Source organism: Mycolicibacterium fallax, assembly GCF_010726955.1.
GTDB classification, from domain to species: domain Bacteria; phylum Actinomycetota; class Actinomycetes; order Mycobacteriales; family Mycobacteriaceae; genus Mycobacterium; species Mycobacterium fallax.
The window spans coordinates 2,907,990-2,930,609 of the sequence record NZ_AP022603.1; the positions used below are offsets into that span (position 1 = coordinate 2,907,990).

Annotated in this window: 19 protein-coding genes; 7 read left to right on the forward strand and 12 right to left on the reverse strand. The window is 70.9% G+C overall.

Annotated elements, in window-relative coordinates; genetic code table 11:
* Positions 1-29: 29 nt before the first annotated feature.
* Genes G6N10_RS13885 through G6N10_RS13900 form a run of 4 tightly spaced genes read left to right on the forward strand, consistent with a single transcriptional unit; the run spans position 30 to position 9,665 of the window.
* Complete coding sequence (locus tag G6N10_RS13885) at positions 30-6,347, forward strand: type I polyketide synthase (protein ID WP_163742442.1); 6,318 nt, start codon at positions 30-32, stop codon at positions 6,345-6,347.
* A gap of 33 nt (positions 6,348-6,380) precedes the next feature.
* On the forward strand, positions 6,381-7,532 hold the full coding sequence (locus tag G6N10_RS13890) for a 3-ketosteroid-9-alpha-monooxygenase, oxygenase component (protein WP_163742445.1): 1,152 nt from the start codon (positions 6,381-6,383) through the stop codon (positions 7,530-7,532).
* A gap of 58 nt (positions 7,533-7,590) precedes the next feature.
* On the forward strand, positions 7,591-8,736 hold the full coding sequence (locus tag G6N10_RS13895; RefSeq protein WP_085092853.1) for a thiolase family protein: 1,146 nt from the start codon (positions 7,591-7,593) through the stop codon (positions 8,734-8,736).
* Between the two features lie 5 nt (positions 8,737-8,741).
* Positions 8,742-9,665 carry an SAM-dependent methyltransferase gene (locus G6N10_RS13900; protein ID WP_085092851.1) on the forward strand — a complete coding sequence of 308 codons (924 nt, stop codon included), beginning with the start codon at positions 8,742-8,744 and terminating at the stop codon, positions 9,663-9,665.
* A gap of 2 nt (positions 9,666-9,667) precedes the next feature.
* Here G6N10_RS13900 and G6N10_RS13905 read toward each other — a convergent pair whose 3' ends face one another.
* Entirely contained in the window at positions 9,668-10,318 is a 651-nt protein-coding gene (locus tag G6N10_RS13905) for a TetR/AcrR family transcriptional regulator (protein ID WP_085092849.1), read from the reverse strand.
* A gap of 76 nt (positions 10,319-10,394) precedes the next feature.
* Between G6N10_RS13905 and G6N10_RS13910 the strand changes: the two genes are divergently transcribed.
* Positions 10,395-11,870: a flavin-containing monooxygenase gene (locus tag G6N10_RS13910; RefSeq protein ID WP_085092847.1), complete on the forward strand. Its 1,476-nt coding sequence runs from the start codon at positions 10,395-10,397 to the stop codon at positions 11,868-11,870.
* 101 nt (positions 11,871-11,971) lie between these two features.
* Here G6N10_RS13910 and rraA read toward each other — a convergent pair whose 3' ends face one another.
* The 6 genes from rraA to G6N10_RS20055 form a co-directional block, all read right to left on the reverse strand.
* Positions 11,972-12,445, reverse strand: coding sequence for a ribonuclease E activity regulator RraA (rraA, locus tag G6N10_RS13915; RefSeq protein ID WP_085092845.1), 474 nt, complete (start codon positions 12,443-12,445; stop codon positions 11,972-11,974).
* A gap of 25 nt (positions 12,446-12,470) precedes the next feature.
* Positions 12,471-13,013 (reverse strand): hypothetical protein, encoded by a 543-nt coding sequence (locus tag G6N10_RS13920; RefSeq protein ID WP_085092843.1) that lies wholly within the window; start codon positions 13,011-13,013, stop codon positions 12,471-12,473.
* Between the two features lie 72 nt (positions 13,014-13,085).
* Positions 13,086-13,742: a DUF6474 family protein gene (locus G6N10_RS13925; protein ID WP_085092841.1), complete on the reverse strand. Its 657-nt coding sequence runs from the start codon at positions 13,740-13,742 to the stop codon at positions 13,086-13,088.
* Between the two features lie 20 nt (positions 13,743-13,762).
* Positions 13,763-14,164 (reverse strand): transcriptional regulator, encoded by a 402-nt coding sequence (locus G6N10_RS13930; RefSeq protein WP_085092839.1) that lies wholly within the window; start codon positions 14,162-14,164, stop codon positions 13,763-13,765.
* Positions 14,165-14,568: 404 nt separating this feature from the next.
* Positions 14,569-15,192 (reverse strand): superoxide dismutase, encoded by a 624-nt coding sequence (locus G6N10_RS13935; RefSeq protein ID WP_085092837.1) that lies wholly within the window; start codon positions 15,190-15,192, stop codon positions 14,569-14,571.
* Positions 15,193-16,087: 895 nt separating this feature from the next.
* The gene (locus tag G6N10_RS20055) at positions 16,088-16,240 is read right to left on the reverse strand and encodes a hypothetical protein (RefSeq protein ID WP_165757648.1); all 153 of its coding nucleotides are present in this window, start codon (positions 16,238-16,240) and stop codon (positions 16,088-16,090) included.
* 237 nt (positions 16,241-16,477) lie between these two features.
* Here G6N10_RS20055 and G6N10_RS13940 point away from each other — a divergent pair, with 237 nt between their 5' ends.
* Together G6N10_RS13940 and G6N10_RS13945 are read left to right on the forward strand one after the other, a co-directional pair.
* The gene (locus tag G6N10_RS13940; RefSeq protein WP_085092835.1) at positions 16,478-17,575 is read left to right on the forward strand and encodes a DUF4328 domain-containing protein; all 1,098 of its coding nucleotides are present in this window, start codon (positions 16,478-16,480) and stop codon (positions 17,573-17,575) included.
* A gap of 4 nt (positions 17,576-17,579) precedes the next feature.
* Positions 17,580-18,386, forward strand: a complete 807-nt coding sequence (locus G6N10_RS13945) for a glycerophosphodiester phosphodiesterase (protein ID WP_109750383.1) — start codon at positions 17,580-17,582, stop codon at positions 18,384-18,386.
* Here the strand turns inward: G6N10_RS13945 and G6N10_RS13950 are convergent.
* The 5 genes from G6N10_RS13950 to G6N10_RS13970 all read right to left on the reverse strand — a co-directional run bounded on the left by G6N10_RS13950 (position 18,383) and on the right by G6N10_RS13970 (position 22,615).
* Positions 18,383-18,931: a ferritin gene (locus tag G6N10_RS13950; protein ID WP_085092833.1), complete on the reverse strand. Its 549-nt coding sequence runs from the start codon at positions 18,929-18,931 to the stop codon at positions 18,383-18,385. The genes G6N10_RS13945 and G6N10_RS13950 overlap by 4 nt on opposite strands.
* A gap of 129 nt (positions 18,932-19,060) precedes the next feature.
* On the reverse strand, positions 19,061-19,603 hold the full coding sequence (locus tag G6N10_RS13955) for a ferritin (protein ID WP_085092831.1): 543 nt from the start codon (positions 19,601-19,603) through the stop codon (positions 19,061-19,063).
* A gap of 16 nt (positions 19,604-19,619) precedes the next feature.
* Positions 19,620-20,819 carry an LCP family protein gene (locus G6N10_RS13960; RefSeq protein WP_244960458.1) on the reverse strand — a complete coding sequence of 400 codons (1,200 nt, stop codon included), beginning with the start codon at positions 20,817-20,819 and terminating at the stop codon, positions 19,620-19,622.
* Positions 20,820-21,061: 242 nt separating this feature from the next.
* A complete protein-coding gene (locus tag G6N10_RS13965; RefSeq protein ID WP_234810715.1) occupies positions 21,062-21,799 on the reverse strand; it encodes a CPBP family intramembrane glutamic endopeptidase in 738 nt (245 codons plus the stop codon).
* Positions 21,800-21,850: 51 nt separating this feature from the next.
* Complete coding sequence (locus G6N10_RS13970; protein ID WP_234810714.1) at positions 21,851-22,615, reverse strand: DUF2470 domain-containing protein; 765 nt, start codon at positions 22,613-22,615, stop codon at positions 21,851-21,853.
* Positions 22,616-22,620: the final 5 nt, after the last annotated feature.

Genomic DNA, 22,620 nt, shown 5'->3' on the forward strand with positions numbered 1-22,620 from the left:
ACCCGATGAAGCGATTAGGAGACCCGTTCATGTCGCGTCTGGACACCCAGGCCCCCCTTCTCACTGACCGCCCCCTCGACGATGACCCGATCGTCATCGTCGGAGTGGCCTGCCGACTGCCCGGCGGGATCGACTCGCCGGAGTTGCTGTGGCAGGCCCTGGAGACCGAACGCGACGTGGCCGGGCCCTTCCCGGACGACCGCGGCTGGGCCCTGGACACCCTCATCAGCGAGGACCCGGACGAGATCGGCACCACCTACTCCCAGGGCGGCAGTTTCATCGAGGACGTCGGTGACTTCGACGCCGGCTTCTTCGGCATCGCGCCCCGCGAGGCCAATGCGATGGACCCGCAGCACCGCCTGGTGCTGGAGGTGGCCTGGGAGGCGCTGGAGCGCGCGCACATCGACCCCACCACGCTGCACGAGTCGGAGACCGGCGTCTTCATCGGCGAGATCTTCGACGACTACCGGGAACGGTTCATCACCCCCGAGGGCGGGATGGGCGAGCACGAGGGCCACCTGCTGCTGGGCAACGCGCGCTGCGTGCTGTCCGGCCGGCTGGCCTACGCGTTGGGCCTGAACGGGCCCGCCATCACCTTCGACACCGGCTGTTCGGCGTCGCTGGTGGCGCTGCACCACGCCATGCTGTCGCTGAAGTCCGGGGACTGCGACCTGGCGATCGTCGGCGGCGTGACGGTGATGTCCGCGCCGTCGTTCCTGATCGGTTTCTCCCGGGTGCGCGGCATCGCCGCGGACGGCCGGAGCAAGTCCTTCGGCGCCGACGCCGACGGGATGGGCCTGGCCGAGGGCGCCAGCCTGTGCATCATCGAACGCCGATCGGATGCGCTGCGCCGCGGCCACCCGATCCTGGCCGTGGTGCGGGGATCGTCGGTCAACCAGGACGGCGCGTCGGGCACCCTCACCGCGCCCAGCCAGCGGGCGCAGGAATTGCTGATCGGCAAGGCGCTGCGCAACGCGGGCCTCGGCCCGGCCGACGTCGACGTGGTGGAGGCGCACGGGACCGGCACCAGCATCGGCGACCCGATCGAGGCGCGCGCGCTGATGAACACCTACGGCCGGGAGCGTCCCGACGATGCACCGCTGTGGCTGGGTTCGGTCAAATCCAACATCGGCCACACCCAGGCCGCCGCCGGCATGGCGGGGGTGATCAAGATGATCGGGGCGATGCAGCACGACCTGTTGCCGCGCACCCTGCACGTCGAGCAACCGTCACCGGAAATCGACTGGACGGCAGGCAATGTCGCGCTGCTCGCCGAGCATCAGGCCTGGCCGCCGAGCGAGCGGCCCCGCCGGGCCGGCATCTCGTCGTTCGGTGTCGGCGGCACCAACGCCCACGTCATCATCGAGGAGCCGGGCGCCCGGGACGTTCGCGCCGCCGACGACTCGGCGGCGTCGCAGGACGCACCGACCGCCGTGCCGCTGCTGCTGTCGGCGAAGTCGGCGGCGGCGCTGCGCAGCTACGCCGGCCGGCTGCGCGGGCACCTGCTCGACGGCCACGCCGGTGACCCCGCCGATGTGGCCTGGTCGCTGCTGAACACCCGCTCGCTGTTCCGGCACCGGGCCGCGGTGGTGGGCGGCACCGCCGCCGAGCTCGCCGAGGGTCTGGCGGCCATCGAATCCGGCGGCTACGCCGGCAACGTCGCGGTCGGGGAGGCCACCGCCCGCCGGGTGGCGTTCGTCTTCCCCGGCCAGGGCTCGCAGTGGGTCGGGATGGGGGTCGACCTGCTGCGCAGCAGCGAGGTGTTCGCCGTCAAGATCGACGAATGCGACGAGATCCTGGCCCAGCACCAGGACTGGTCGGTGCGCAAGGCGCTGGAGGTCCCCGACGACATCGACTGGACCCGCGTCGACGTCATCCAGCCGCTGCTGTTCTCGGTCAACGTGGCCCTGGCCGCGCTGTGGACCTCCTGGGGTGTGGCGCCGACCGCGGTGATCGGCCACTCCCAGGGTGAGCTCGCGGCGCTGCACGTGGCCGGCGCGCTGTCCCTGGCCGATGCCGGCTACCTGGTCGCCAAGCGCAGCCAGGTGATCCGCGCCCACGCCCGCGACGGCGCGATGCTCGCCGTCGAGGCTTCCGCCGAACAGGTCCGCGCCGAACTCGATGGCCGGCCGGGCCTGGAGATCGCCTCGATCAACGGACCGCGCACCACCGTGGTGGCCGGCGACGTCGCGGCGGTGGCCGAACTTCGCGAGCAGCTGGAACGCGGCGGCATCGAGGCCCGCGGCATCGCGGTGGACTACGCGTCGCACACCGCCCACGTCGACGCGCTCAAGGATGAGCTGGCCGCGGCGCTGAGCCGCGACATCACCGTCGCCGCCGCACCGGTCCGGTTCTACTCCGCGGTCACCGGCGAGCAACTCGACACCGAAACCCTGACGTCGGACTACTGGTTCGACAACCTGCGGCAGCCGGTGGACTTCCAGCGCGCCGTGCGCACCGCGATCGCCGACGGCTGCAACGCCTTCATCGAGGTCAGCGCCCACCCGGTGCTGCTCGCGCCGCTGGAGCAGATCGTCGAGGACCGCGGCAGCGACGCCGTCGTGGTGGGCACCCTGTCCCGGGATCGGGGGACCGTGGCGAAGGTGGCCGGCTCGGCCGCCACCCTGCACTGCGCGGGCGCCGACGTCGATTTCACCGCGCTGTTCCCGGACTGGCGGCGCCCGACGGTGGACCTGCCGACCTACCCGTTCGAACGGATCCGGCACTGGCTGGAGCCGGAGCAGTCCCGGCGGCCGCTGCCGGGGGCGACGGCCGTCGACCACCCGTTCCTGACCATGATGGCGCCGCTGGCGGCCGGGCCGTCCACCGCGTTCTTCGGGGCGATCTCCCCGCGCGATGAGCTGTGGCTGTCCGACCACGCGGTACGCGGCAACGTGCTGGTGCCCGGCACGGCGTTTTTGGACATGGCGTTGTTCGTCGCCGACCGGCTCGGGTACGCCGAGGTCGAGGAGCTGACGGTGGTCACCCCGCTGCTGCTCGAGGAGGACGGGGACACCGTCGACGTGCAGGTGGTGGTGGAGGACGCCCTGTCGGAGAACACCGCGGTGGAGAACGCCGGCGCCGACTGCGCAGCCATCACCATCTATTCGCGCGACGGCGAGGCGGACTGGACCGTCAACGCGATGGGCCTGCTGCGCCGCGGGGCTGCGGCGCCGGGGGACGGCCCGTCGGCACTCATCGACGCCGCGGCGTGGCCGCCGGCCGATGTCGAGGCGCTCTCGGTGCCCGCGATGTATGACGACCTGTCCGCCCGCGGCTACGAGTACGGTCCGGCCTTCCGCGGCCTGAGCCGGGCGTGGACCGGCGCCGGCCGCGCGTACGCCGAGATCCAGGCCCCCGCGGCGCTGGGCGAGGTGGGTGACCGCACGCGGATCCATCCCGCCGTGCTCGACGCCGGCCTGCACGCCGGTGTCGCCGGATTTGGCGACGGGTCCGGCGCCGAGGTGCTGCTGCCGTTCTCCTGGCGCGGGGTTCGGATGCACCGCAGTGCCCCCGACTCGCTGCGGATGGCGGTGGTGAACCAGGGCGAGAAGCAAGCCACCATCACCGTCACCGACGATGCCGGGCAGCTGGTGCTGACCGCGAAAGCACTTGAGCTGCGCGCGGTTCCCGCCGACACGACGCTGGGCAAACCGTCCCGGCTGGCCTATCGGCTGGGCTGGAAACGCCACGACCTGCCGCACCGGGAGGACCCGGTGCCGGTGCTGACCCTCGGTGCGGCCTCAGGCGGGGTGTGCGGGGTCGAGGTCCTCGGGCACCTCGAGGACATGGCCGCCCTGACCGGCGCCGCGGCTGCGGTGACCGCCGGCGCCGGCGCCGGCGCGGTGCTCTACCGCGTCGATGCCCCGGCCGCCGAAGCCGCTGCCGATGCCGCCGCGGACGCGGTGGCCACGGTGCTGGCCGACACCCAGCGGTTCCTCGCCGACCCGGCCCTGGACCGCAGCACCCTGGTCGTGGTCACCAGCGGGGCGGTCGGCTGTCGCGATGCCGACATCGTGCAACCCGGCAGCGCGGCGATCTGGGCATTCCTGCGGGCCGCGCAACGCGAACACCCGGACCGGATCGTCGCCGTCGACGTCGACGCCTGGGATCCGCCGCTCCCGATCGGGGACCTGATCGGCAGCGGCGAGCCGGTCGCGGCGGTGCGCGGCGGCCAGGTGTACGTGCCGGAACTGTCCCGGCTGCACCACAACGAGCCGACCCTGAGCCTGCCCGCGGACGCGGACTGGCACCTGCTGGCCGGTGACGACGGGCTGATCGACAACATCCACGTGGCGGCCGACGCCGCCGATCCGGCTCCCCTGGAACCGCACCAGGTGCGGTTCGCGGTGCGCGCCGCGGGCCTGAACTTCCGCGACGTGCTGATCTCGCTGCGGACCTACGCCGGCACCGTCGGCGCGCTGGGCCTGGAGGCCGCCGGCGACGTCCTGGAGATCGGCAGTGCCGTCGAGGACATCGCCGTGGGCGACCGGGTGTTCGGCTACTGCACCGGCGGATTCGGCAGCATCGCGATCGGCGACTGCCGGGCGCTGGCCAAGATCCCGGCGGACTGGGGCTACCCGGAGGCCGCGGCGCTGCCGGTCACCTTCGGGACCGCCTACTCGGCGCTGCACGACCTGGCCGAACTGACCGCCGACGACCGGATCCTGATCCACTCGGCGGCCAGCGGGGTGGGGATGGCCGCGGTCGGGCTGGCCCAGCACGTCGGCGCCGAGATCTACGCGACCTCCAGCCCGGAGAAGTTCCCCATCCTGCGGGCCATGGGGATCCCCGAGCAGCGGATCGCGTCGTCGCGCAACGCCGACTTCGAGCGCGAGTTCCGGGCCGCCTCGGGTGGTCGCGGCATGACGGTGGCGCTGGACGCCTTCTCCGGGCGGATGGTCGACGCTACGCTGCGCCTGATGGCCCCGGAGGGCAGATTCGTCGAGATCGGCCGCGCCGACATTCGCGACGCGCGTGAGGTCGCCGAGCAGTACTCCGGGGTGCGCTACCACGTCTTCGATCCGTTCGAACTGGGGGCCGAGGCGCTGGGCAACCTGCGCGGCGCGGTCGCGGACTTGGTGCACTCCGGTCAGTGGCCACGAATCCCGGTGCGCGGTTGGGACATTCGGAACATCCGGGAGGCGTTCCGGTTGATGAGCACCGGGCGGCACACCGGAAAGCACGTGGTGATCAACCCGGCCTCAATGTCGGCGGTCCGCGGCGGCACGGTCCTGATCACCGGCGGTACCGGCATGGTCGGCCGGCACCTGGCCCGGCATCTGGTGGCGCGCTGGGGAGTCGGCCGGGTCGTGCTGCTGTCCCGTTCGGGGCCGGCCGCGGCGATGCCCGCCGAGTTCGTCGAGCAGTTGCGCGAACTCGGCGCCGAAGTGGAACTGCGGGCCTGCGACGTCGCCGACGCCGAATCGGTGGCACAGGTGGTGGCCGATGTCGCCGCCGCCCACCGGGTGGTCGGCGTGGTGCACGCGGCCGGGGTCCTCGACGACGGCGTGCTGGAGTCGATGGACGCCGAGCGGATCACCACGGTGTTCGATCCGAAGGCCAACGGGGCCTGGAATCTGCACGCCGCGACCCGGCAGTTGGATCTGGAGTTCTTCGTGATGTGCTCCTCGGTGGCCGGCGTTTTCGGCAGCCCGGGGCAGACCAACTACGCGGCCGCCAACGGCTACCTCGACGGGCTGGCCGCCTGGCGTCGGGCGCACGCCCTGCCGGCCACCTCGATCGCCTGGGGCCTGTGGAGCGATTCCAGCTCGCTGACGGCGAAGGTGCTCGATTCCGGTGCGGACTCCATCGACCGACTCGGGGTTCGGGGCTTCTCGCCCGCCGAAGCCGTTGCGGCGTTCGACGAGGCGCTGCTGTCCCCGGGTGCCAGCACCCTGGTCGTTCGGATGGAGGAGGACGCCGCCAGCCTGCTGAAGCTGCGAACCACCCTGCCGCCCAAGCGGTCCCGGTCCACCGAGCCGGCCCGCCGCCCCGCGGATCCGGCCGCCGCGCCGCCGCTGCGGGAGGTGCTCGCCGCGGCGGCCCCCGAAGCCCGGGAGGGCCTCACGATCGAGGCGGTGTGCCGGGAGATCGCCGCGACGGTCGGGATGACCGACCAGGCCGGGGTCGACCCGGACTGCTCCTACCGGGAGCTCGGATTCGACTCGCTGATGGCGGTCGAGTTCCGCAACCGGTTGAACAGTCTGACCGGCCTGCGGCTGCCGGCCGCGGTGGTGCTCGACCAGCCCACCCCGCGGCTGCTGGCGCAATCCATCGTCGCCGCACTGCAGGACGAGGCCGGCGAGGCGGCGTCGGTGCCCGGCGAGCTCGCGGCGGCCCGGTGACATCGGATGAGCTCACCAACCAAAGGGATTGAGATGCGCCGTGATTCGGCGCTCGAGGACGAGATCCGGGAGATCGACACCGGGGTGCCGATGACCCGGTTTGCCCGCGGCTGGCACTGCCTGGGTCGGGCGGCGGACTTCCGCACCGGCACCCCCACCGGGGTTGAGGCATTCGGCACCCGACTGGCGATCTTCGAGGACGACGAGCAGCGGTTGCAGGCGATCGAGGCGCGCTGTCCGCATCGCGGCGGGGACCTGAGCCGGGGTTCGGTCAAGGACGGCAATCTCGCGTGCCCGCTGCATGATTGGCGATGGGCGGGCGACGGGCACTGCGTGGATGTGCCCTACTCCCGGCAGCCGCCGCCGGCCGCGGCCAGGGTCCGGTCTTGGCCGACGCTGGAGGAGAACAAGCTGCTGTTCGTCTGGAACGACCCGGAAGGCAATCCGCCGTCGCCGCAGGTCGCGATCCCCAAGATCCCCGACCTCGATGAGTGGACCGACTGGTCGTGGGACGGCACGGTGGTCACCGGCACCCATCCCCGCGAGTTCGTCGACAACCTGGTGGACTGCCCGCACTTCTTCTACCTGCACTTCGGGGTGCCGTCGCACTTCCGGGTGCTGCTGGAAGGGCACACTGCCGCACAGTATCTGCGGATGACCGGCCGCAAGGACATCGGCCCGGGCAGCGAGCATGACACCACCATGTCGGTGTATTCGGTGGCCACCTATCACGGGCCGGCGTACCTGGTGAATCATCAGGACTTCGACCTGGAGGGGATGAAGATCTACGGCATCGGCCTGTTCACCTACTACCCCGTCAATGCCGAGACCATGCACCTGAACTGGGCGATGTCGATCAAGCGGATCGACGGGCTGCCGGACAATGTGACGCAGTTGATCGCCAAGAGCATGGCCGAGTCCACCTCGCTGGCGCTGCAGCAGGATGTTGAGATCTGGCGGTACAAGACCCGGATCGACAATCCGATGCTCAGCGAGGACGACGGTCCGATCTACCAACTGCGGCGCTGGTTCGATCAGTTCTATGTCGACGCCGACGCCGTCACCCCGACGATGACCGACCGATTCGAGCACGAGGTGGAGATCGAGACCGCGCGCCAGTATTGGGAGCAGGAGGTCGCCGCCGGACTGCAGGCGGCCGCGGCGGCGGCCGATTCGCCGTCCTGACCACGCAACACCGCGAGCCGTCCACACCGTTAGAGGGAGCAGAACCATTCGGGAATCAATGATCGTCTCGGCCGTCCGGACCCCGTTCTCCCGGGCCTTCGTCGGCGGCCTGGCGGGGGCCTCGGAATTCGTGCTGGCCGAGCACGTGGTCGCCGCGGCGATCGACCGCGCCGGCGTGGCGCCGGAGTCGATCGACGACATCCTGCTCGGCGAGGTGTACCAGGGCGGCGGATGCCTGGCCCGGCACACGGCGCTGGCGTTGGGGCTGCCGCCGGACACCCCGGGCGTCGCGGTGGGCGGGTTCTGCGCTTCCGGCATGCTCGCCGTGCATCTCGGGGTCGCCGGCATCCGGTCGGGCATGAAGCGCGCGGTGGTCGCCGGCGGGGTGTCGTCGTTCTCGAACTCCACGGTGTCCTATGTGATGGGCAGTGACCCGCGCAGCGCGGCACCGAGCTGGGCGCCCAGCCATCCCGGCGCCAGCAGCATCCCGGACGGGGAGCTGACCCGAATCATCGGCGAGGCCATCGCCGCCAAGTTCGACATCAGCCGCGCCGAACTCGACGAGTGGGCGCTGCGGGCGCATGGGCGCGCCGCGGCGGCCGTCGACAACGGCGAGTTCGCCGACGAGATCGTCGCGGTGACGCTGCCCGACGGCCAGATCGTCGACACCGACGACACCCCGCTGCGCGGCCTGGATGCCGAGGCCGCGGCGGCCTCCGCGCCGGTGATGGGACCGGGCGGGTTGACCACGGTGATCAACCAGACCGGGCTGACCGACGGGGCCGCCGCGGTGGTGATGTGCGACGACCGGCTGGTCGCCGAGCAGCAGCTCACCCCGCTGGCCGTCGTCACCGGCTGGGCCAACGTCGGCGCGCCGGCCGACGACAGCATGGCGGCGGTGATCGTGTCGGTGCGCCGGGCGCTGGCGGTCGCGGGCAACCGCCTGGCGGACATCGACCTGTTCGAGGTGCACGATTCGTTCGCGGCGATCGGCATCGCCTTCGAACGCGGCCTGGAACTCGACCGCGACAAGATCAACGTGCTCGGCGGCGGGCTCGCGCTGGGGCACCCGTTCGCCAGCTCGGGTGCCCGAGTGGTCACCACCCTGGTGCACGCGCTGCGCCGGCGGAACCTGCGGACCGGCGTCGGGGTGATCGTCGGCGCCGGCGGCATGGCGACCGCCATCGTGCTGGAGACGGTGTAGCCCCGATGACCGATGTGCGGGTGATGGCGGGCACGGACCGGCGCCGCGACCGCTGGCGGCGGTGGCTGGCCGAGACGGCCGGGTTCGCCCGGGCGATGGCCGACCGGTCCGAGCAGCGCCGGCTGGAACGCATCTATCTGCTGTCGGACACCCACAACTGGCTCGGTGAGCAGACCCGGTACCTGAACATGGGCTACTGGCGGAACCCGGCCGGGACGCTGGACGAGGCCAGCGCGGAGCTGGCCCGGCTGGTCGGGCAGCACGCGGAGCTGGGCCCGGGCCTGCGGGTGGTGTCGGTGGGTGCGGGATACGGCGAGGAAAACCTGCTCTGGCGCCAGGAATTCGGCGTCACCGACGGAGTCGGTGTGGAAATCTCGAGCCATCAGCGGCACGCCGCGACCGAGCGGGCGGCGGAGTTGGGCCTCGGCGAGGACGTCACCTTCACGGCGGGGACCGCGGCCGAACTGCCGTTGCCGGACGCCAGCTGTGACCGGGTGATCTCGCTGGAGTCCGCCCTGCACTTCCCGTCGCGCCGGGAGTTCTTTGCCGAGGCGGCCCGGGTGCTCGCCCCGGGCGGCCGGATCGTGCTGGCCGACATCATCCTCAAGGAGAGCGTCTACCGCAGGCTGCGCCGGCTCCCGCTGCGGCACCGGGTCTTCCCGGACGGGCTGTTCGCGCCGGGGACGCTGGCCGAGGCACTGCGGCAGGACGGGTTCGAGGACGTGACGGTCACCGTCATCACCGAGGGCGTCTTCGAGCCGTTCGCGCGCTACGTCGCGCGGCGCAGGCGCAGCACCGAGTATCGCCGGATCCATCCGGCGCTGCGACTGGTGTACTCACCGCCGGCCGCCCGCACCCTCGGCCGGTACTGCGACTACGTCATCGCGGTGGCCGAGCGACGCGAGGACGCCGGGGATTCGGCGCGCTGACGTCAGTGGCTCGGCTGCTGGGGCAGGCGACCGTAGATGGCGCTGAACCACAGGTGGGCCAGGGTGTCGACGACCTTCTCGTCGGCCACCGCCGGCGGCTCACCGGCCAGCGCGGCGTACATCGCGCGCTCGTTGAGCAGGTTCAGGGACACCGCGATGTCGCGGGCGGGCAGCGTGGTGGGGGCGTTGCCGCGCTCGCGTTCGGCCTCGATCAGCGCCGCGGTGTAGTCCACCCATCGCTCCATGAACCCCGACCAGGCCGCCTGGAAGTCCGGGTTGACCGGTTTGACGGCCGCGCCGGCCAGGGTGACCGCCCGGTGGTTGCCGAATGCGGTGAAGAAGGCGCTGATCCCGTTGCGGATGGTGATCAGGGGATCGCCGAGGTCCAGGGTGCCGACCAGGGTTTCGAAGATCTGGTCGGCGTCGGCCATCATCCGCTCGAACAGCGTCAGCAGCACGGCGTCCTTGGAGGCGAAGTAGAAGTAGAAGGTGGGGCGCGACAATCCGGCGCCTTTGGCCAGGTCATCGACGGAAATCTCGGTGAACGACCGGTCGGTGAGGAGGCGTTCGGCGGTGTCGAGAATGCCCTGCTGGCGTTCGTCTCCGGACGGTCGGGTGGAGCGTCGCTCGCGCTTCTGGTCCAGGGTGGTCACACCTCGACCTTATCCCCCTGTTGAAAAATTCAACAGACTGTTGACCGGATCAACACAGTGTTGATATTTTGGGGTCATGACCGAACACGTTGATGTGCTGATCGTGGGCGCCGGCATCTCCGGCATCAGTGCCGCCTGGCATCTGCAGAAGGACTGCCCCAACAAGAGCTACCTGTTGCTGGAGCGTCGCGAGGACCTCGGCGGCACCTGGGATCTGTTCCGCTACCCAGGCATCCGCTCGGACTCCGACATGTACACCCTGGGCTTCAATTTCAAGCCGTGGACCTCCGCGCGCAGCATCGCCGACGGCGGTTCGATCAAGAACTACCTGCGCGACGCCGTCGTCGATGCCGGCATCGACACCCACATCCGGTACGGCCAGAAGGTGCTGACCGCGGACTGGTCGGACGCCGAGAACAAGTGGACCGTCACCGTCGAGGCCGACGGCAAGACCTCGCAGATCACCGCGTCGTTCGCGATGGTGTGCACCGGGTACTACAACTACGACGCGGGCTACCGTCCCGAGTTCCCGGGTGAGAAGGAGTTCAAGGGCCAGTTCGTGCACCCGCAGCACTGGCCGGAGGACCTCGACTATCAGGGCAAGAAGGTCGTCGTGATCGGCTCCGGCGCCACCGCCGTGACGCTGATCCCGGCGCTGGCCAACTCCGGTGCCGGCCACGTCACGATGCTGCAGCGCTCGCCGACGTTCGTCGGTGTGCTGCCCGGCATCGATCCGCTCACCGCGCGCACGCTGAAGTACCTGCCGACCTCCGTCGCGCACCACGTCAACCGGCTCTACAAGGTCGGCTTCTCCACCGCGCAGTACCAGCTGGCCCGACGGTTCCCCGGCTACATGCGCAAGACCCTGCTCACCATGGCCAAGCACCGGCTGCCGGAGGGCTACGACGTGGACCGGCACTTCAACCCGCGGTACAACCCGTGGGATCAGCGGGTCTGCCTGGATCCCGATGCCGCGCTGTTCAAGGCGATCAAGCACGGATCGGCCGACGTCGTCACCGACACCATCGAGACCTTCACCGAGAAGGGCATCAAGCTGGGCTCCGGTGCGGAGCTCGAGGCCGACATCGTGATCACCGCGACCGGGCTGGACATGCAGTTGGGCGGCGGCGCGAAGCTCAGCCGCAACGGCCAGCCGGTGGACCTGTCGGAGTCGGTGATGTACAAGGGTGCGCTGCTGTCCGGCGTGCCGAACGCGTCGGTGACCGTCGGCTACCTCAACTCCTCGTGGACGCTGAAGGCCGATCTGGTGTCCGGCTTCGTCTGCCGGGTGCTGAACTACATGGACGAGCACGGCTACAACAAGGTCGAGGCCGAGGTGCCCGCCGACGTCCAGGCGCAGCCCTTCACCTCGGACTTCAACTCCGGCTACCTGCTGCGCGCGATGGACCAGCTGCCCCGCTCCGGGGACCGCGGTCCGTGGAAGTTCCGGCAGAACTACCTGCAGGATTACAAGATCCTGCGGCGTGACCCGGTGGACGAGAAGTCGCTGCACTTCAGCAAGCACCGCGCCGCGGAGCCGGTGACCGCCTGACGGCCGGGCCTGACTCGACGAGCGGTGTTTTTCCGCGAGGAAGCGAAAACCGCACGGACCCAACCGGGTTCGTGCGGTTTTCGCGTTGCAGGACTAGAGGACTAGGCGATGACGATGCCGTCGTCGTCGCTGTGCACGACGTCACCGGGGCGGAACGTCACCCCGCCGAAGATCACCGGAACGTCGCGCTCGCCGGCGCCGGTCTTGCTGCTCTTGCGCGGGTTGGTGCCCAGCGCCTTGATGCCGATCGCCAGGGTGGCCAGGGTCGCGGCGTCGCGGACCGCGCCGTTGACGATCAGGCCGGCCCAGCCGTTGCTGCGGCCGAGTTCGGCGATCAGGTCGCCGACCAGGGCGGTGTGCACCGAGGCGTCGCCGTCGATGACCAGTACGCGGCCCTCGCCGGGTTCGGACAGCACCGACTTGAGCAGCGCGTTGTCCTGGAAGCAGCGCACCGTGGACACCGGTCCGGCGAACATCGCGGTGCCGCCGTACTGCCGGAGCTGCAGGTCGCAGCTGCGGACGTCGGGGCCGATCTCGTCGACGAGGTCTGCAGTCGGTTTCGGGGTGACAGTCACCCCGATGATGTTACTGACCGGCGAGCTAGCCGGATTCGCGACCGCTGCGCAGCCGCCGGATCAGCAGCAGCACGGCCAGCACGGCCGCCGCGGCCGCCGCCAGCGGCAGCAGTGAGCGGCCGGGGGCTTCCAGTGGCAGCGGCTCGGGCGGGGCCGGGATGGCGGCCCGCTCGACGATGGAGCGGGCCGCCGCGGCGGCCTGCTTCGGGCCGTCGATGACGGGTGCCGGGGCGGCCGGCGCGGGGGCAGGCTCAGCAGCGGGCTTGGGCGCCGGTTTGGGGGCCGGCGTGACCGACCCGGGCGCGGCCGGTGCCTCAGCGGCGGGCGCGGGTGTCGGAGCGGATGCCTTGGGGGCGGGCGCGGCGGGCTTCTCCTGCGCTGCCGGAGCCTGGGGTGCCGGCGCTTGGGGTGCCGACGCTTGGGGTGCCGGAGCCTTCTTGGCGGGGGCCTTTTTCGCCGGGGCCTTTTTGGCGGGAGCCTTCTTTGCCGGGGCCTTCTTGGCGGCTGGCGGCGTGGCCGCCTTCTTTGCCGGCTCGGGCTTGGCGGGCTGGTCCTGCGCGTCGGCCATGGGTGCGGCTCCTTCTCAGCTCAGTGTCTGTAGGGCACGGATGGCCCCATCATGCCAAATGGCGAATGCCGATCAGCACACCCCGAGGCGGGCCAGCAGGTCGGCCTCGATGCCGTCGAGCTGCTGGGAGATCGCGTCGTGCGCCGTGCGGCGGCGCGCCGGGGGCATGGTGTCGGCGGCGTTCACGGCCGTCGCCAGGTCGGTCAGCCGGGCGGTGGTGGCCGCCACGAACTGCTTGGTTTCGGGATCCTTGGGGCGTTGCTCGTGCACCGTCGCCAGCGACTTCTCCGCCCCGGCGATCCGCGCGGAGAGCGCCGCGCCGGGCCCGGAGAACTGGCCGATCTGGGCCAGCGGGACGCCGAGCCGGTCCGCGCGCTGTTCGTCGAGATAGCCGCGAACTGCGATGGCGGCGCGATAGCCGACCGGCACCAGCACCGGGGCCAACAGCCGGGTGACGGTCAGGGTGCGGCGGACCCGGGCCGGCGAAAACAGCCGGCCGTCGCGGGCGGCCTTGGCCTGCAGTTCGGCGGCTTTCAGTGTCGTCTTGTCGGCGTCCAACTGGGCGCGCAGCTGAGCCCGGGTGGCGCGGTTCTCGGCCCGCTCGGAGGACTTGATTCGGCGGTGCTCGTTCTTGGCCTCGTACTTGGCCTGCAGTTTCGCCTTCTTCTTGAGCGCCTTGGCCTCGGCGCGCCGGGTCGCCCTGCTTTTACGCTTCTTGAACAAGCCCATCGGCAAACTCTAGCCCGCGGTCAGTTCGCGAGTTGCTCGCGGCGGCGCAGTTCCTCGGCCGCGCCCGCCAGCTCCTGCTGAGACTCCGGGGACAGCCCCACGGCCAGCGTCGCGATGCGCCGCGCCCCTTCGTCGGCGCGCACCGCGGAAAGCCAGGTCAGTTCGGCGTCGAGCTTGTCGTAGGCGTCATCGTCGGTGAAGTAGGCGGGTTTGATGCGGAAGTAGTTGGCCAGCGCGGTGATGGTTGCCGACGACGGGTTGGTCCGGTTGCCCGACCGGAGCTGCGACAGGTACGGCGCCGACATGGTGATGCCCTCGGACTTCAGCGCCGCGATCACCTCGGCGGAGGTGTGCGGACCTCGTCCGGGCGGGTAGACAGCCTCGAACAGGCGGTTGAGCCGGGCGGCGAACGTCGTGCTCATCTGGCAGTGACCTTCCGTAGGCAAGGCGCTACGCAATCAGGAAGTACTGATTTGCTGACCATCGTAGCGAGGTTGTCGGAGACAACCAAGTGCAAACTTTGGCTGAAGCTTACATTCCACTCCGAATCTGTCGGATCCGGGCCGTCTCATCGCCGTGTGGCGGGCGGATTCTCGTGGTCCGCCAAGCGGAACGGCGTTACCCGGTTACCGGCCGGTAGATTGGCCGCGCGGCACGTGACAGCCGTCAAGTTGTCCGGGACCGCCGGTCCCGGCAACTTTGCGTACCGATGTTGTCGTCGTCGAGCCGGCTTTGCTGTCCGGCATTTGGCCTGGTCCGGGGCGACAAAAAGCGGGACGCCGTGCCATGGCACGACGCCCCGCTTCTGCGGCCGGACGGGTCGGAATCAGCCGAAGATCAGGCCCTTGGTCTTGGCGACGGCCGCCGCGTAGCGGTCCTGCACGTCGGCCCAGTTGACCACGTTCCAGAAGGCCTTGACGTAGTCGGCCTTGACGTTCTTGTACTGCAGGTAGAAGGCGTGCTCCCACATGTCAACCTGCAGCAGCGGGATGATGCCGAGCGGCACGTTCGCCTGCTGGTCGTAGAGCTGGAAGGTCAGCAGCTTGTCGCCCAGGCTGTCGTAGCCGAGCACCGCCCAGCCCGAACCCTGCAGACCGTTGGCCGCGGCGGTGAACTGCGCCCGGAACTTGTCGAACGAGCCGAACTGGTCGTCGATGGCCGCGGCCAGGTCGCCCTCGGGCTTGTCGCCACCGTTGGGGGAGAGGTTCTTCCACCAGATGGAGTGGTTGACGTGGCCGCCGAGGTGGAAGGCCAGGTTCTTCTCGTTGAGGAAGATCGCCGCGTGGTCGTCCTTGGCGCGCGCCTCTTCCAGCTTCTCCACCGCGGAGTTCACCCCGGCCACGTAGGCCGCGTGGTGCTTGCTGTGATGCAGTTCGTTGATCTGGCCAGAGATGTGCGGCTCAAGAGCGCTGTAGTCCCAGTCCAGTTCCGGCAGGGTGTAGTCGGCCACGGAACATCCTTTCTGATTCGGTTATAGAGCCCGGACCCGGTGGCGCCGGCATGCGCCGACACCGCCGAACCCGGTTGTGGGCGGGGTCTCCGCCCGTTGGGGGGTGCAGCCTGCAATGGTCATCGACAGCGATGGCCTTTGGGCCTACCAACCACCTTGCTCCATGTGTACCCGCAAGGCAAGGATGGCGCTTGGCCGGGGTGGCCTCGAGTGAGAACCCTGGGCAGTTGGTGAGGCGTTTCGCCGGCCGGGCGTTATCGAGTGGGAGCCCAGGGACGCTGGTTTTGGCGGCTGGGTTCATCGAGTGGGAAACCAGGGATGCTGGTGAGACGTTTTGATGGCCGTCGTCATCGAGTGAGACTTCAGGGACGCTGGTGAGAACTGTTGCCGGCCGGGTTCATCGAGTGAGAAATCAGGGAGCTTAGTGAGAAGTTTCTGCGACCGCCGTCATCGAGTGAGAAACCAGGGATGTTAGTGAGACGTCAGGGAGCTTAGAGAGAACCCAGGACGGCGCTCGTCATCGAAAGGGAAACCTGGGACGCGTTGTTCGAGTAGACCCCGCCTCAGTTTCTCACTCGATGAAAACCCCCCGCCCTGACGTCTCACCAGCGTCCCTGGGTTCTCACCAAGCTCCCTGAAGTCTCACTCGATTTCGGGCCCCGCCAAAACGTCTCACCAACGTCCCTGAGTTCCCACTCGATGAAGCGCGGCCGGCAACAGTTCTCACCAGCGTCCCAGGGTTCTCACTCGATGCCGACGGCAGCCGGAAGTTCTCACCAGCGTCCCAGGGTTCTCGCTCGATGAGCGCGGCCGCGAAAACGTCTCGCCACGCCCCTGCAGTCTCGCTCGATGAACACCGGCGAACCCAATTGTGGGCGGAAGTGGGGGCCTGCGGTCAGAGAATGACGATGAGCAGCAGGATCGCGAGCACCAGCGCGATCAGGCCGGCGCGCAGCACGGCGGGCAGGTAGGAGCGGTTGTACACCGTCGATGACGCGTTCCAGTTGGTCGGCGCCGTGGATCCGGAGCCGAGCGGCTGTGTCGCCATCTGCGTCCCTTCAAACTAAGTGCAAACATTTGCAAGCGTTTGCAAGCACCGACCCGGTGAATCCCGTCACAGCGAATGGGTGTGTCCGCGATCATATCGACGTCGCGAGCAATGGGGAAATCGGGCGGCTGTTGGGGCGCCCCGCAGCGCCCGAGGGTCGGTGCGGCCCGACCGGCAATTCCGCGCAGCCGGGGTTTGATGCGCCGCCGGGTGCGGCCGCCTCGCTAGGCTGGTCCGGTGATCCAGGTGTGTTCGTCGTGCGGGACGCGGTGGAACGTCCGCGATCGGCAGCGCGACTGGTGCCCGCGTTGCCGTGGCGCGCTGCTGGCACCGGCTGCCGCTGCGCCGGTGCCCGTCGTCGCCGGGCCCGCCGCGGGACGTGCTGCCGCCGGGCCCGCCGCGCGCTCGCCCGGGCTGCCCGCCGGGCTGCGCTGGATTGCGGTGCGCCCGGGCGCCCCGATGCCGCGACGCCCAAGCCGTCGCGGACTCGGGCCGACGCCGCGCTATGCCTACATTCCGCGTTGGGGCCTGTCCGACGGGCTGGCGCCGGTGCCGGCGGAACCGGAGACGCCGGTCCAGCAGGGGCCCGCCCCGGAGACCGTCGAACGGGTGCTGCGGCTGGTGCTGATCATGCTCGGCCTGGCCGCGCTGGCGCACCTGCTGCGCTACCTGCTGCTGATGCTGAACCGGACGATGCTGCTGCATCCGCTGGTGGCCGCCGGGGCGAACGTGTTGACCATCCTCGCCGAACTCGGCGCGCTCGCCGCGCTGCTCGGGCTGGCGATTGTGGCGACGCGCTGGCTGATCTGTCGGCGCGAGGCGGTGTTCGCCGGGCTCGGCCAGGTGGAACCGCGCAGCCGGGAGACGTTGTGGGTGGGTTGCCTGGTTCCGCTGGTGAACCTGTTCTGGGCCCCGGTCTACGTCGTCGAGCTGGCCCGCGCCGACGGCCGCTACGGCCGGTTGCGCCGACCGATAGCGATCTGGTGGGTGCTGTGGGTGCTCAGCGCGCTGCTGTCCACCGCGGTCACGGTGATTTCGCTGCTGGCGGTGCTGCATGCCTACGCCGACGACCTGCAGGGCGTCGCCGACACCACGATGGCGGCGGTGGTCTGCTACCTGCTGGCGGCGCTGGCCGTGGTCGCGCTGCGCCGGGTGTTCGACGCGTTCGAGATCAAGACCGTTGACCGGCCGACCCGCCGCTGGGTGGTGGTGGCCGATGCCGGGGCAGGGGCCAAGCTGGACCGGACTGCTGCCCCCGAAAAGCCGGCCCTCGAAGACTCAGCCCCCGAAACCCCGGCCCCCGAGGACGCGGCCCCGGAAAACCCGGCGGCCTAGCGCGATGATGTCGGTCGGCGGCAACGGCGGGCACCCGTTCGTCGTCGCGCACCGCGGGGCATCCGCCGAGCTGCCCGAACACACCCTGGCCGCCTACGAGGCGGCCCTGCAGCAGGGCGCCGACGGCCTGGAGTGCGACGTCCGGTTGACCCGCGACGGTCACCTGGTGTGCGTACACGACCGCCGGGTGGACCGGACCTCCGACGGCAGCGGCGCGGTCAGCGAGCTGACCCTGGCGCAGCTGCGGGCACTGGATTTCGGCGGCTGGCACCCGGGCGCGTCGGGCCTGGCCGAGCCGGCCCGGACCGGGCTGCTGACGCTGGACCGGCTGATCGAGCTGACCCTGGACTGGCAGCGGCCGGTCAAGCTGTTCATCGAGACCAAGCACCCGGTGCGGTACGGCTCGCTGGTGGAGAGCCGGCTGCTGGCGCTGCTGAACCGGTACGGGCTGGCCGCGCCGCCGTCGGCGGACCTGTCCCGGGCGGTGGTGATGTCGTTCTCGGCGTCCGCGGTGTGGCGGGTCCGCCGGGCCGCGCCGCTGCTGCCGACGGTGCTGCTGGGCGAGACGTCGCGGTTCCTGGGTGGCAGCGCCGCGACGACGGTCGGGGCCACCGCGGTGGGGCCGTCGATCGGCACGCTGCGGGGATACCCGGAGCTGGTGGATCGGGCCGCCGCGCAGGGCCGGGCGCTGTACTGCTGGACCGTCGACGAGCGCGCCGACATCGACTTCTGCCGGTCGGTGGGGGTGGCGTGGGTGGCCACCAATCACCCGGGACGCACCCGGGACTGGCTGGCCGAGGTCGGCGGCTAGTTGCCCGGGGCGCCGGCCGGGCTCGGCGCGGTCGGGTCACCGCCGCCCGGGCCCATCTCGCGGGAGACGAAGTCCTCGACGTCGAACAGGTTGCCGTTGGCGCGGTCGACGACCCGCAGCAGCGTGGTCATGGTGGCGACCTCTTCGACCTGCTCCTTGAGGAACCAGCTCATGAACTCCTCGCCGAGGAAGTCCATCTCGTGGCGGGCCGCGGCGGCCAGCGCGGAGATCTGCCCGGTCACCTCGCGCTCGAAGTCCAGCGCGGCGGCGACGGCGTCGCGCACCCCCTCGAAATCGTTGCGGACCTCCGGGATGCCGGGGATCGGCACCGCGATGCCGCGATCGAGCAGGTAGCGCACCAGCATCAGGGCGTGGTCGCGCTCCTCGGCGGCCTGCCGGTAGAAGAATCCGGCCAGCTGCGGCACGTCGAAGCCGTCGAAATGCACGGCGATCGCCAGGTATTGCTGGGAGGCGGTGAATTCGTTGCGGACCTGTTCGGCGAGCAGGCTGTGGAACTTGGTGTCGGCCGCGGCGGTCTCAGGCATTGGGTCAGAATATCGCAGGTCAGCGGGCTGCGCACCGAAGGACTGCCTAACTCAGGCCAGCTTTCCCTAAGGGTGTGAGCGCGCGGACCGGGCAGACTTCAAGTTAGCTGAGTCACACGCCGGGCGGGTTCAGATGCCGCCGCCGGCGACCGGGGGAGCGGTCGGATCGGCCGAGCCGCCGGTGTTGAGTTCGCGGGCCACGAAGTTCTCCAGGTGGAACAGGTTGCCGCTGGCCCGGTCCACGATCGTCAGCAGCGTCGTCATCGCGGCGACCTCCTCGACCTGCTCCTTGAGGAACCAGCCCATGAACTGCTCGCCGAGGTAGTCGCCCTCGTCGCGGGCGGCCTTGGCCAGCCGGGTGACCTGATCGGTGACCTCGCGCTCCTGCTGCAGGGCCAGCTCGACGGGCGCGCGCACCGAGTCGAACTCGGTGATGACCGCGGGCACCGCCGGGATCTTGACCTGGGCGCCCTGATCCAGCAGGTAGCGCACGATCATCATCGCGTGATTGCGCTCCTCGACGGCCTGCTGGTAGAACCGCTGCGCCAGCTGGGGCAGGTCCTGGCCGTCGAAGTACACCGCCACCGCGGTGTACTGCTGGCAGGCGAAGAATTCGTTGCCGACCTGCGCGTGCAGCAGGTCGAGGAAGCTGGATTCCGGGGCGGCGGTCATGGACTCAGACCCTAACTCAGGGCTGGGCGTCCAGCGCGGACTGCGGGACCGGCCGATCGGCGCGCAGGGCGGCGAACAGGTCGGTGGCGGCCTGCTCGTCCCACATCACCACATCGCCGGAAGAATTCCAGGTCAGCTGCCCGACCGGGACGGTGATCGTGGTGGCGCCGCGCAGTGCCCAGCCGAGTCGGGCCAGGTCCCAGACGTGCGCGTCGGTGTCGACAACCAGCGCGTCGGCCGCCGCCCGCGGAAGCGCCACCCAGTTGATCGGGTTCAGCCACACCGCCGGGCTCTGCGCGCGTTTGAGCACGGCGGTCAGGAACTCACGCTGGTTGGCCATCCGGTCCAGGTCGGCGCGCGGGGTGGTGCGGCTGCGGACGTAGCCGAGCGAACCGGGACCGTCGAGCACCTGGCAGCCGGCGGGCAGGTTGATCCCGGCCAACGGATCGTCGAGCGGGTCGGCCGGGCACACCGTCACCCCGCCCAGCGCGTCGACGACGTCGGCGAACCCGCCGAACCCGATCTCGGCGTAGTGGTCGAGCCGCAGGCCGGTGGCCTGCTCGACGGTCTGCGCCAGCAGCGGGGCCCCGCCGTAGGTGTAGGCGGCATTGACCTTGTCGCTGCCCCAGTCGGGGATCGGGAGGTAGGAATCCCGCGGGATCGAGACCATGGTCGGCGCGGTGCTCGACCCGAGCGCGGGCAGGTGCACCAGCAAGATGGTGTCGGTGCGGCCGTCGCCGATGTCGCCGCCGGTGGCCAGCGTGCCCTGCTGCTGCTCGGACAGGCCCTGGCGACTGTCGGAGCCGACCAGCAGCCAGGTGGTGCCCGCGCCGGCCGCCGGCCGGTCCGGGTATGCCGGCAGCGCGTCGATCCGGTGCAGCTGGCCGTCTAGCCAGAATGCGCCGGCCACCAGCCCGCCGCCGCCGAGCAGCAGCACCGTCAGCAGCAACCGGATGACGATGCGGCCCCAGCGGCGGCGCTTGCGGGGGGCCGACGGTCGCCGCGGTTCGCCGACCGGCGGTGCCGGGCGGCGCGGTGGGGCCGGCGGCGCCGGGGGTGACGACGGGCGGTCGGCCGCCCGAGTCCGGGGCCGGCGGGCCGGGGCAGCCGGTGCGGCAGCGGCGCGCGGCGGTTGCCGGGCGGCCGTCGTCCGTCGCGGCAGCGGCGTCGTCGGTTGCGGGGGCGGCGGGGCGGGCTCGCCGGAGGGCTGCGGCATCGGGCGCGGGGGGTTCGGGTGCTGTGGCGGACCGGGTGGCTGCGGCAGCGGACGTTGCGGTGGGGCCGGTCGCGGCGGCGGGGCCGGGCGCTGCGGTGGAATCGGGCGCTGCGGTGGCGCCGGGCGCTGCGGGGCTCCGGGCGGCGGCCCGGGTGGCCGGGTGAATACCGGGGGCGGCTCGCGCTCGGGCCGTGAGCCGCTGTTCATCCACTCAATTTACGTGCTGGCGGGCCCCGGCCCGGTCAGCGCAGCCAGTCCAGCCGCCCGGCCAGCAGCGCATAGCCGACGAACGCGACGATGTCGATGACGGCATGCGCGACGATCAGCGGCCACAACCGGCCGGTGCGCCGCCAGACGTAGCCGAAGATCAGCCCCATCGCCAGGTTGCCCAGCCCGGCGCCGATGCCCTGGTACAGGTGGTAGGCGCCGCGCAGCGCCGCCGAGGCCAGCAGCGCGCGGCCGGGCCGGACGCCGAGCTGATCGAGTCGGGTCAGCAGGTAGCCGACCACTACGACCTCCTCCGCCCACGAGTTCGCGACGGCCGCCAGGATCAGCGTGGGAATGCGCCACCAGCTGCTGCCGATCTCGGCGGGCACCACCTCGGCGGCCAGGCCCAGCGAACGCGCGGCCAGGTACAGGCCGAGGCCGGGCAGACCGATCAGCGCGGCCAGCCCGAGTCCGCCGAGCAGATCCGGGCCCGGCCGGAACCGTCCCAGCCCGATCCGGCGCAGCGTGGTGCCGGTGCGCCACAGCAGGTAGAGCGCCAGTGCACCCCAGGCCAGCAGCTGGAGGATGCCGGCCAGCTGCATGCCGAAATCGATGAGATCGAAATAGGACCGCCGAGGGTTGAGCGCGACGCGCTGCTCGGCCAGACCGCGCAGCCAGAAGTCGATCAGCGTGAGGGTGGCGGTGAAGGCGCTGAGCCCGAACGTCACCGCCAGGACGATGGCCAGTTCGGTCCGCAGGGCGCGCCGGTTCACCCGGCTACGGTATCCGGCGGGCCGGCCGGAGATCCGGCGACGGCGACGGCGTCAGCGCCCGCGGGCGCGCAGGCCGTTGACGAACGGGCAGCCCATCAGGATGCGGATCGCCTGGCTCAGCCCGGCGGCGTTGTCGACCGGCTTGGCGAACGGCAGCCGCACGTCGTGGTCGCCGGCGTCGGTCTCCACCCGCAGCCGGAAGCCGTACCGGTCCAACCCGAGCGGGCGGACCCGGCCGTGCTGCAGCGGCCCGGGCAGCTTGCGGGTCAGCCGGTCGATGACGTCGCGGTGGGCCGACTCGAGGTGGCGCAGCCAGGAGGTTTCCATCGCGCAGAACGGGTCGGGGTCCGCGGCCAGCAGGGCGGCCACCCCGACGGCCTCGGCGCCGTCGGAGTCCGCGACGACCACCGAGTCGGCCTCCAGCAGCAACAGCGTGTCGGAGTCGCCGACCTGCAGCAGCGCGGGGTTCGGGTCCTCGGCGGCGACCAGGTCGAGCACCCCGGCGACCTCGGACTGCGGAACGGGGCGCAGCCGGCCGCGGATCCAGACCAGCGAGCGGACCGGTTCGCGCAGCGGCAGCGGGGCGTAGTCGGTGAGCTCGAGCACCGCCTGCACGTCGCCGTCGTCGTGGCGCAGGCCGGCGGCCACCCCGCCGGACGGGACGGTGACGGCGAACGAGCCGTCGGCGAGGAGGTGGTGGATCGCCGTCGTCTCGGGCTCGGCCCCGTCCACGGCCAGGATCGCGCCGCCGGCCCGCAGGCAGGCCGAGCGGATGCGCTCCGCGGTGGACGGTGCGGAAATAGTCGCCAGCGGCACGGCAA

What these genes read in the sequence shown, in the direction of transcription:
- G6N10_RS13885 (WP_163742442.1), top strand. Translation starts at nt 30, where the DNA reads ATGTCGCGTCTGGACACCCAGGCCCCCCTTCTCACTGACCGCCCCCTC.
- G6N10_RS13890 (WP_163742445.1), top strand. Translation starts at nt 6,381, where the DNA reads ATGCGCCGTGATTCGGCGCTCGAGGACGAGATCCGGGAGATCGACACC.
- G6N10_RS13895 (WP_085092853.1), top strand. Translation starts at nt 7,591, where the DNA reads ATGATCGTCTCGGCCGTCCGGACCCCGTTCTCCCGGGCCTTCGTCGGC.
- G6N10_RS13900 (WP_085092851.1), top strand. Translation starts at nt 8,742, where the DNA reads ATGACCGATGTGCGGGTGATGGCGGGCACGGACCGGCGCCGCGACCGC.
- G6N10_RS13910 (WP_085092847.1), top strand. Translation starts at nt 10,395, where the DNA reads ATGACCGAACACGTTGATGTGCTGATCGTGGGCGCCGGCATCTCCGGC.
- G6N10_RS13920 (WP_085092843.1), bottom strand. Translation starts at nt 13,013, where the DNA reads ATGGCCGACGCGCAGGACCAGCCCGCCAAGCCCGAGCCGGCAAAGAAG.
- G6N10_RS13925 (WP_085092841.1), bottom strand. Translation starts at nt 13,742, where the DNA reads ATGGGCTTGTTCAAGAAGCGTAAAAGCAGGGCGACCCGGCGCGCCGAG.
- G6N10_RS13930 (WP_085092839.1), bottom strand. Translation starts at nt 14,164, where the DNA reads ATGAGCACGACGTTCGCCGCCCGGCTCAACCGCCTGTTCGAGGCTGTC.
- G6N10_RS20055 (WP_165757648.1), bottom strand. Translation starts at nt 16,240, where the DNA reads ATGGCGACACAGCCGCTCGGCTCCGGATCCACGGCGCCGACCAACTGG.
- G6N10_RS13945 (WP_109750383.1), top strand. Translation starts at nt 17,580, where the DNA reads ATGATGTCGGTCGGCGGCAACGGCGGGCACCCGTTCGTCGTCGCGCAC.
- G6N10_RS13950 (WP_085092833.1), bottom strand. Translation starts at nt 18,931, where the DNA reads ATGCCTGAGACCGCCGCGGCCGACACCAAGTTCCACAGCCTGCTCGCC.
- G6N10_RS13955 (WP_085092831.1), bottom strand. Translation starts at nt 19,603, where the DNA reads ATGACCGCCGCCCCGGAATCCAGCTTCCTCGACCTGCTGCACGCGCAG.
- G6N10_RS13960 (WP_244960458.1), bottom strand. Translation starts at nt 20,819, where the DNA reads ATGCCGCAGCCCTCCGGCGAGCCCGCCCCGCCGCCCCCGCAACCGACG.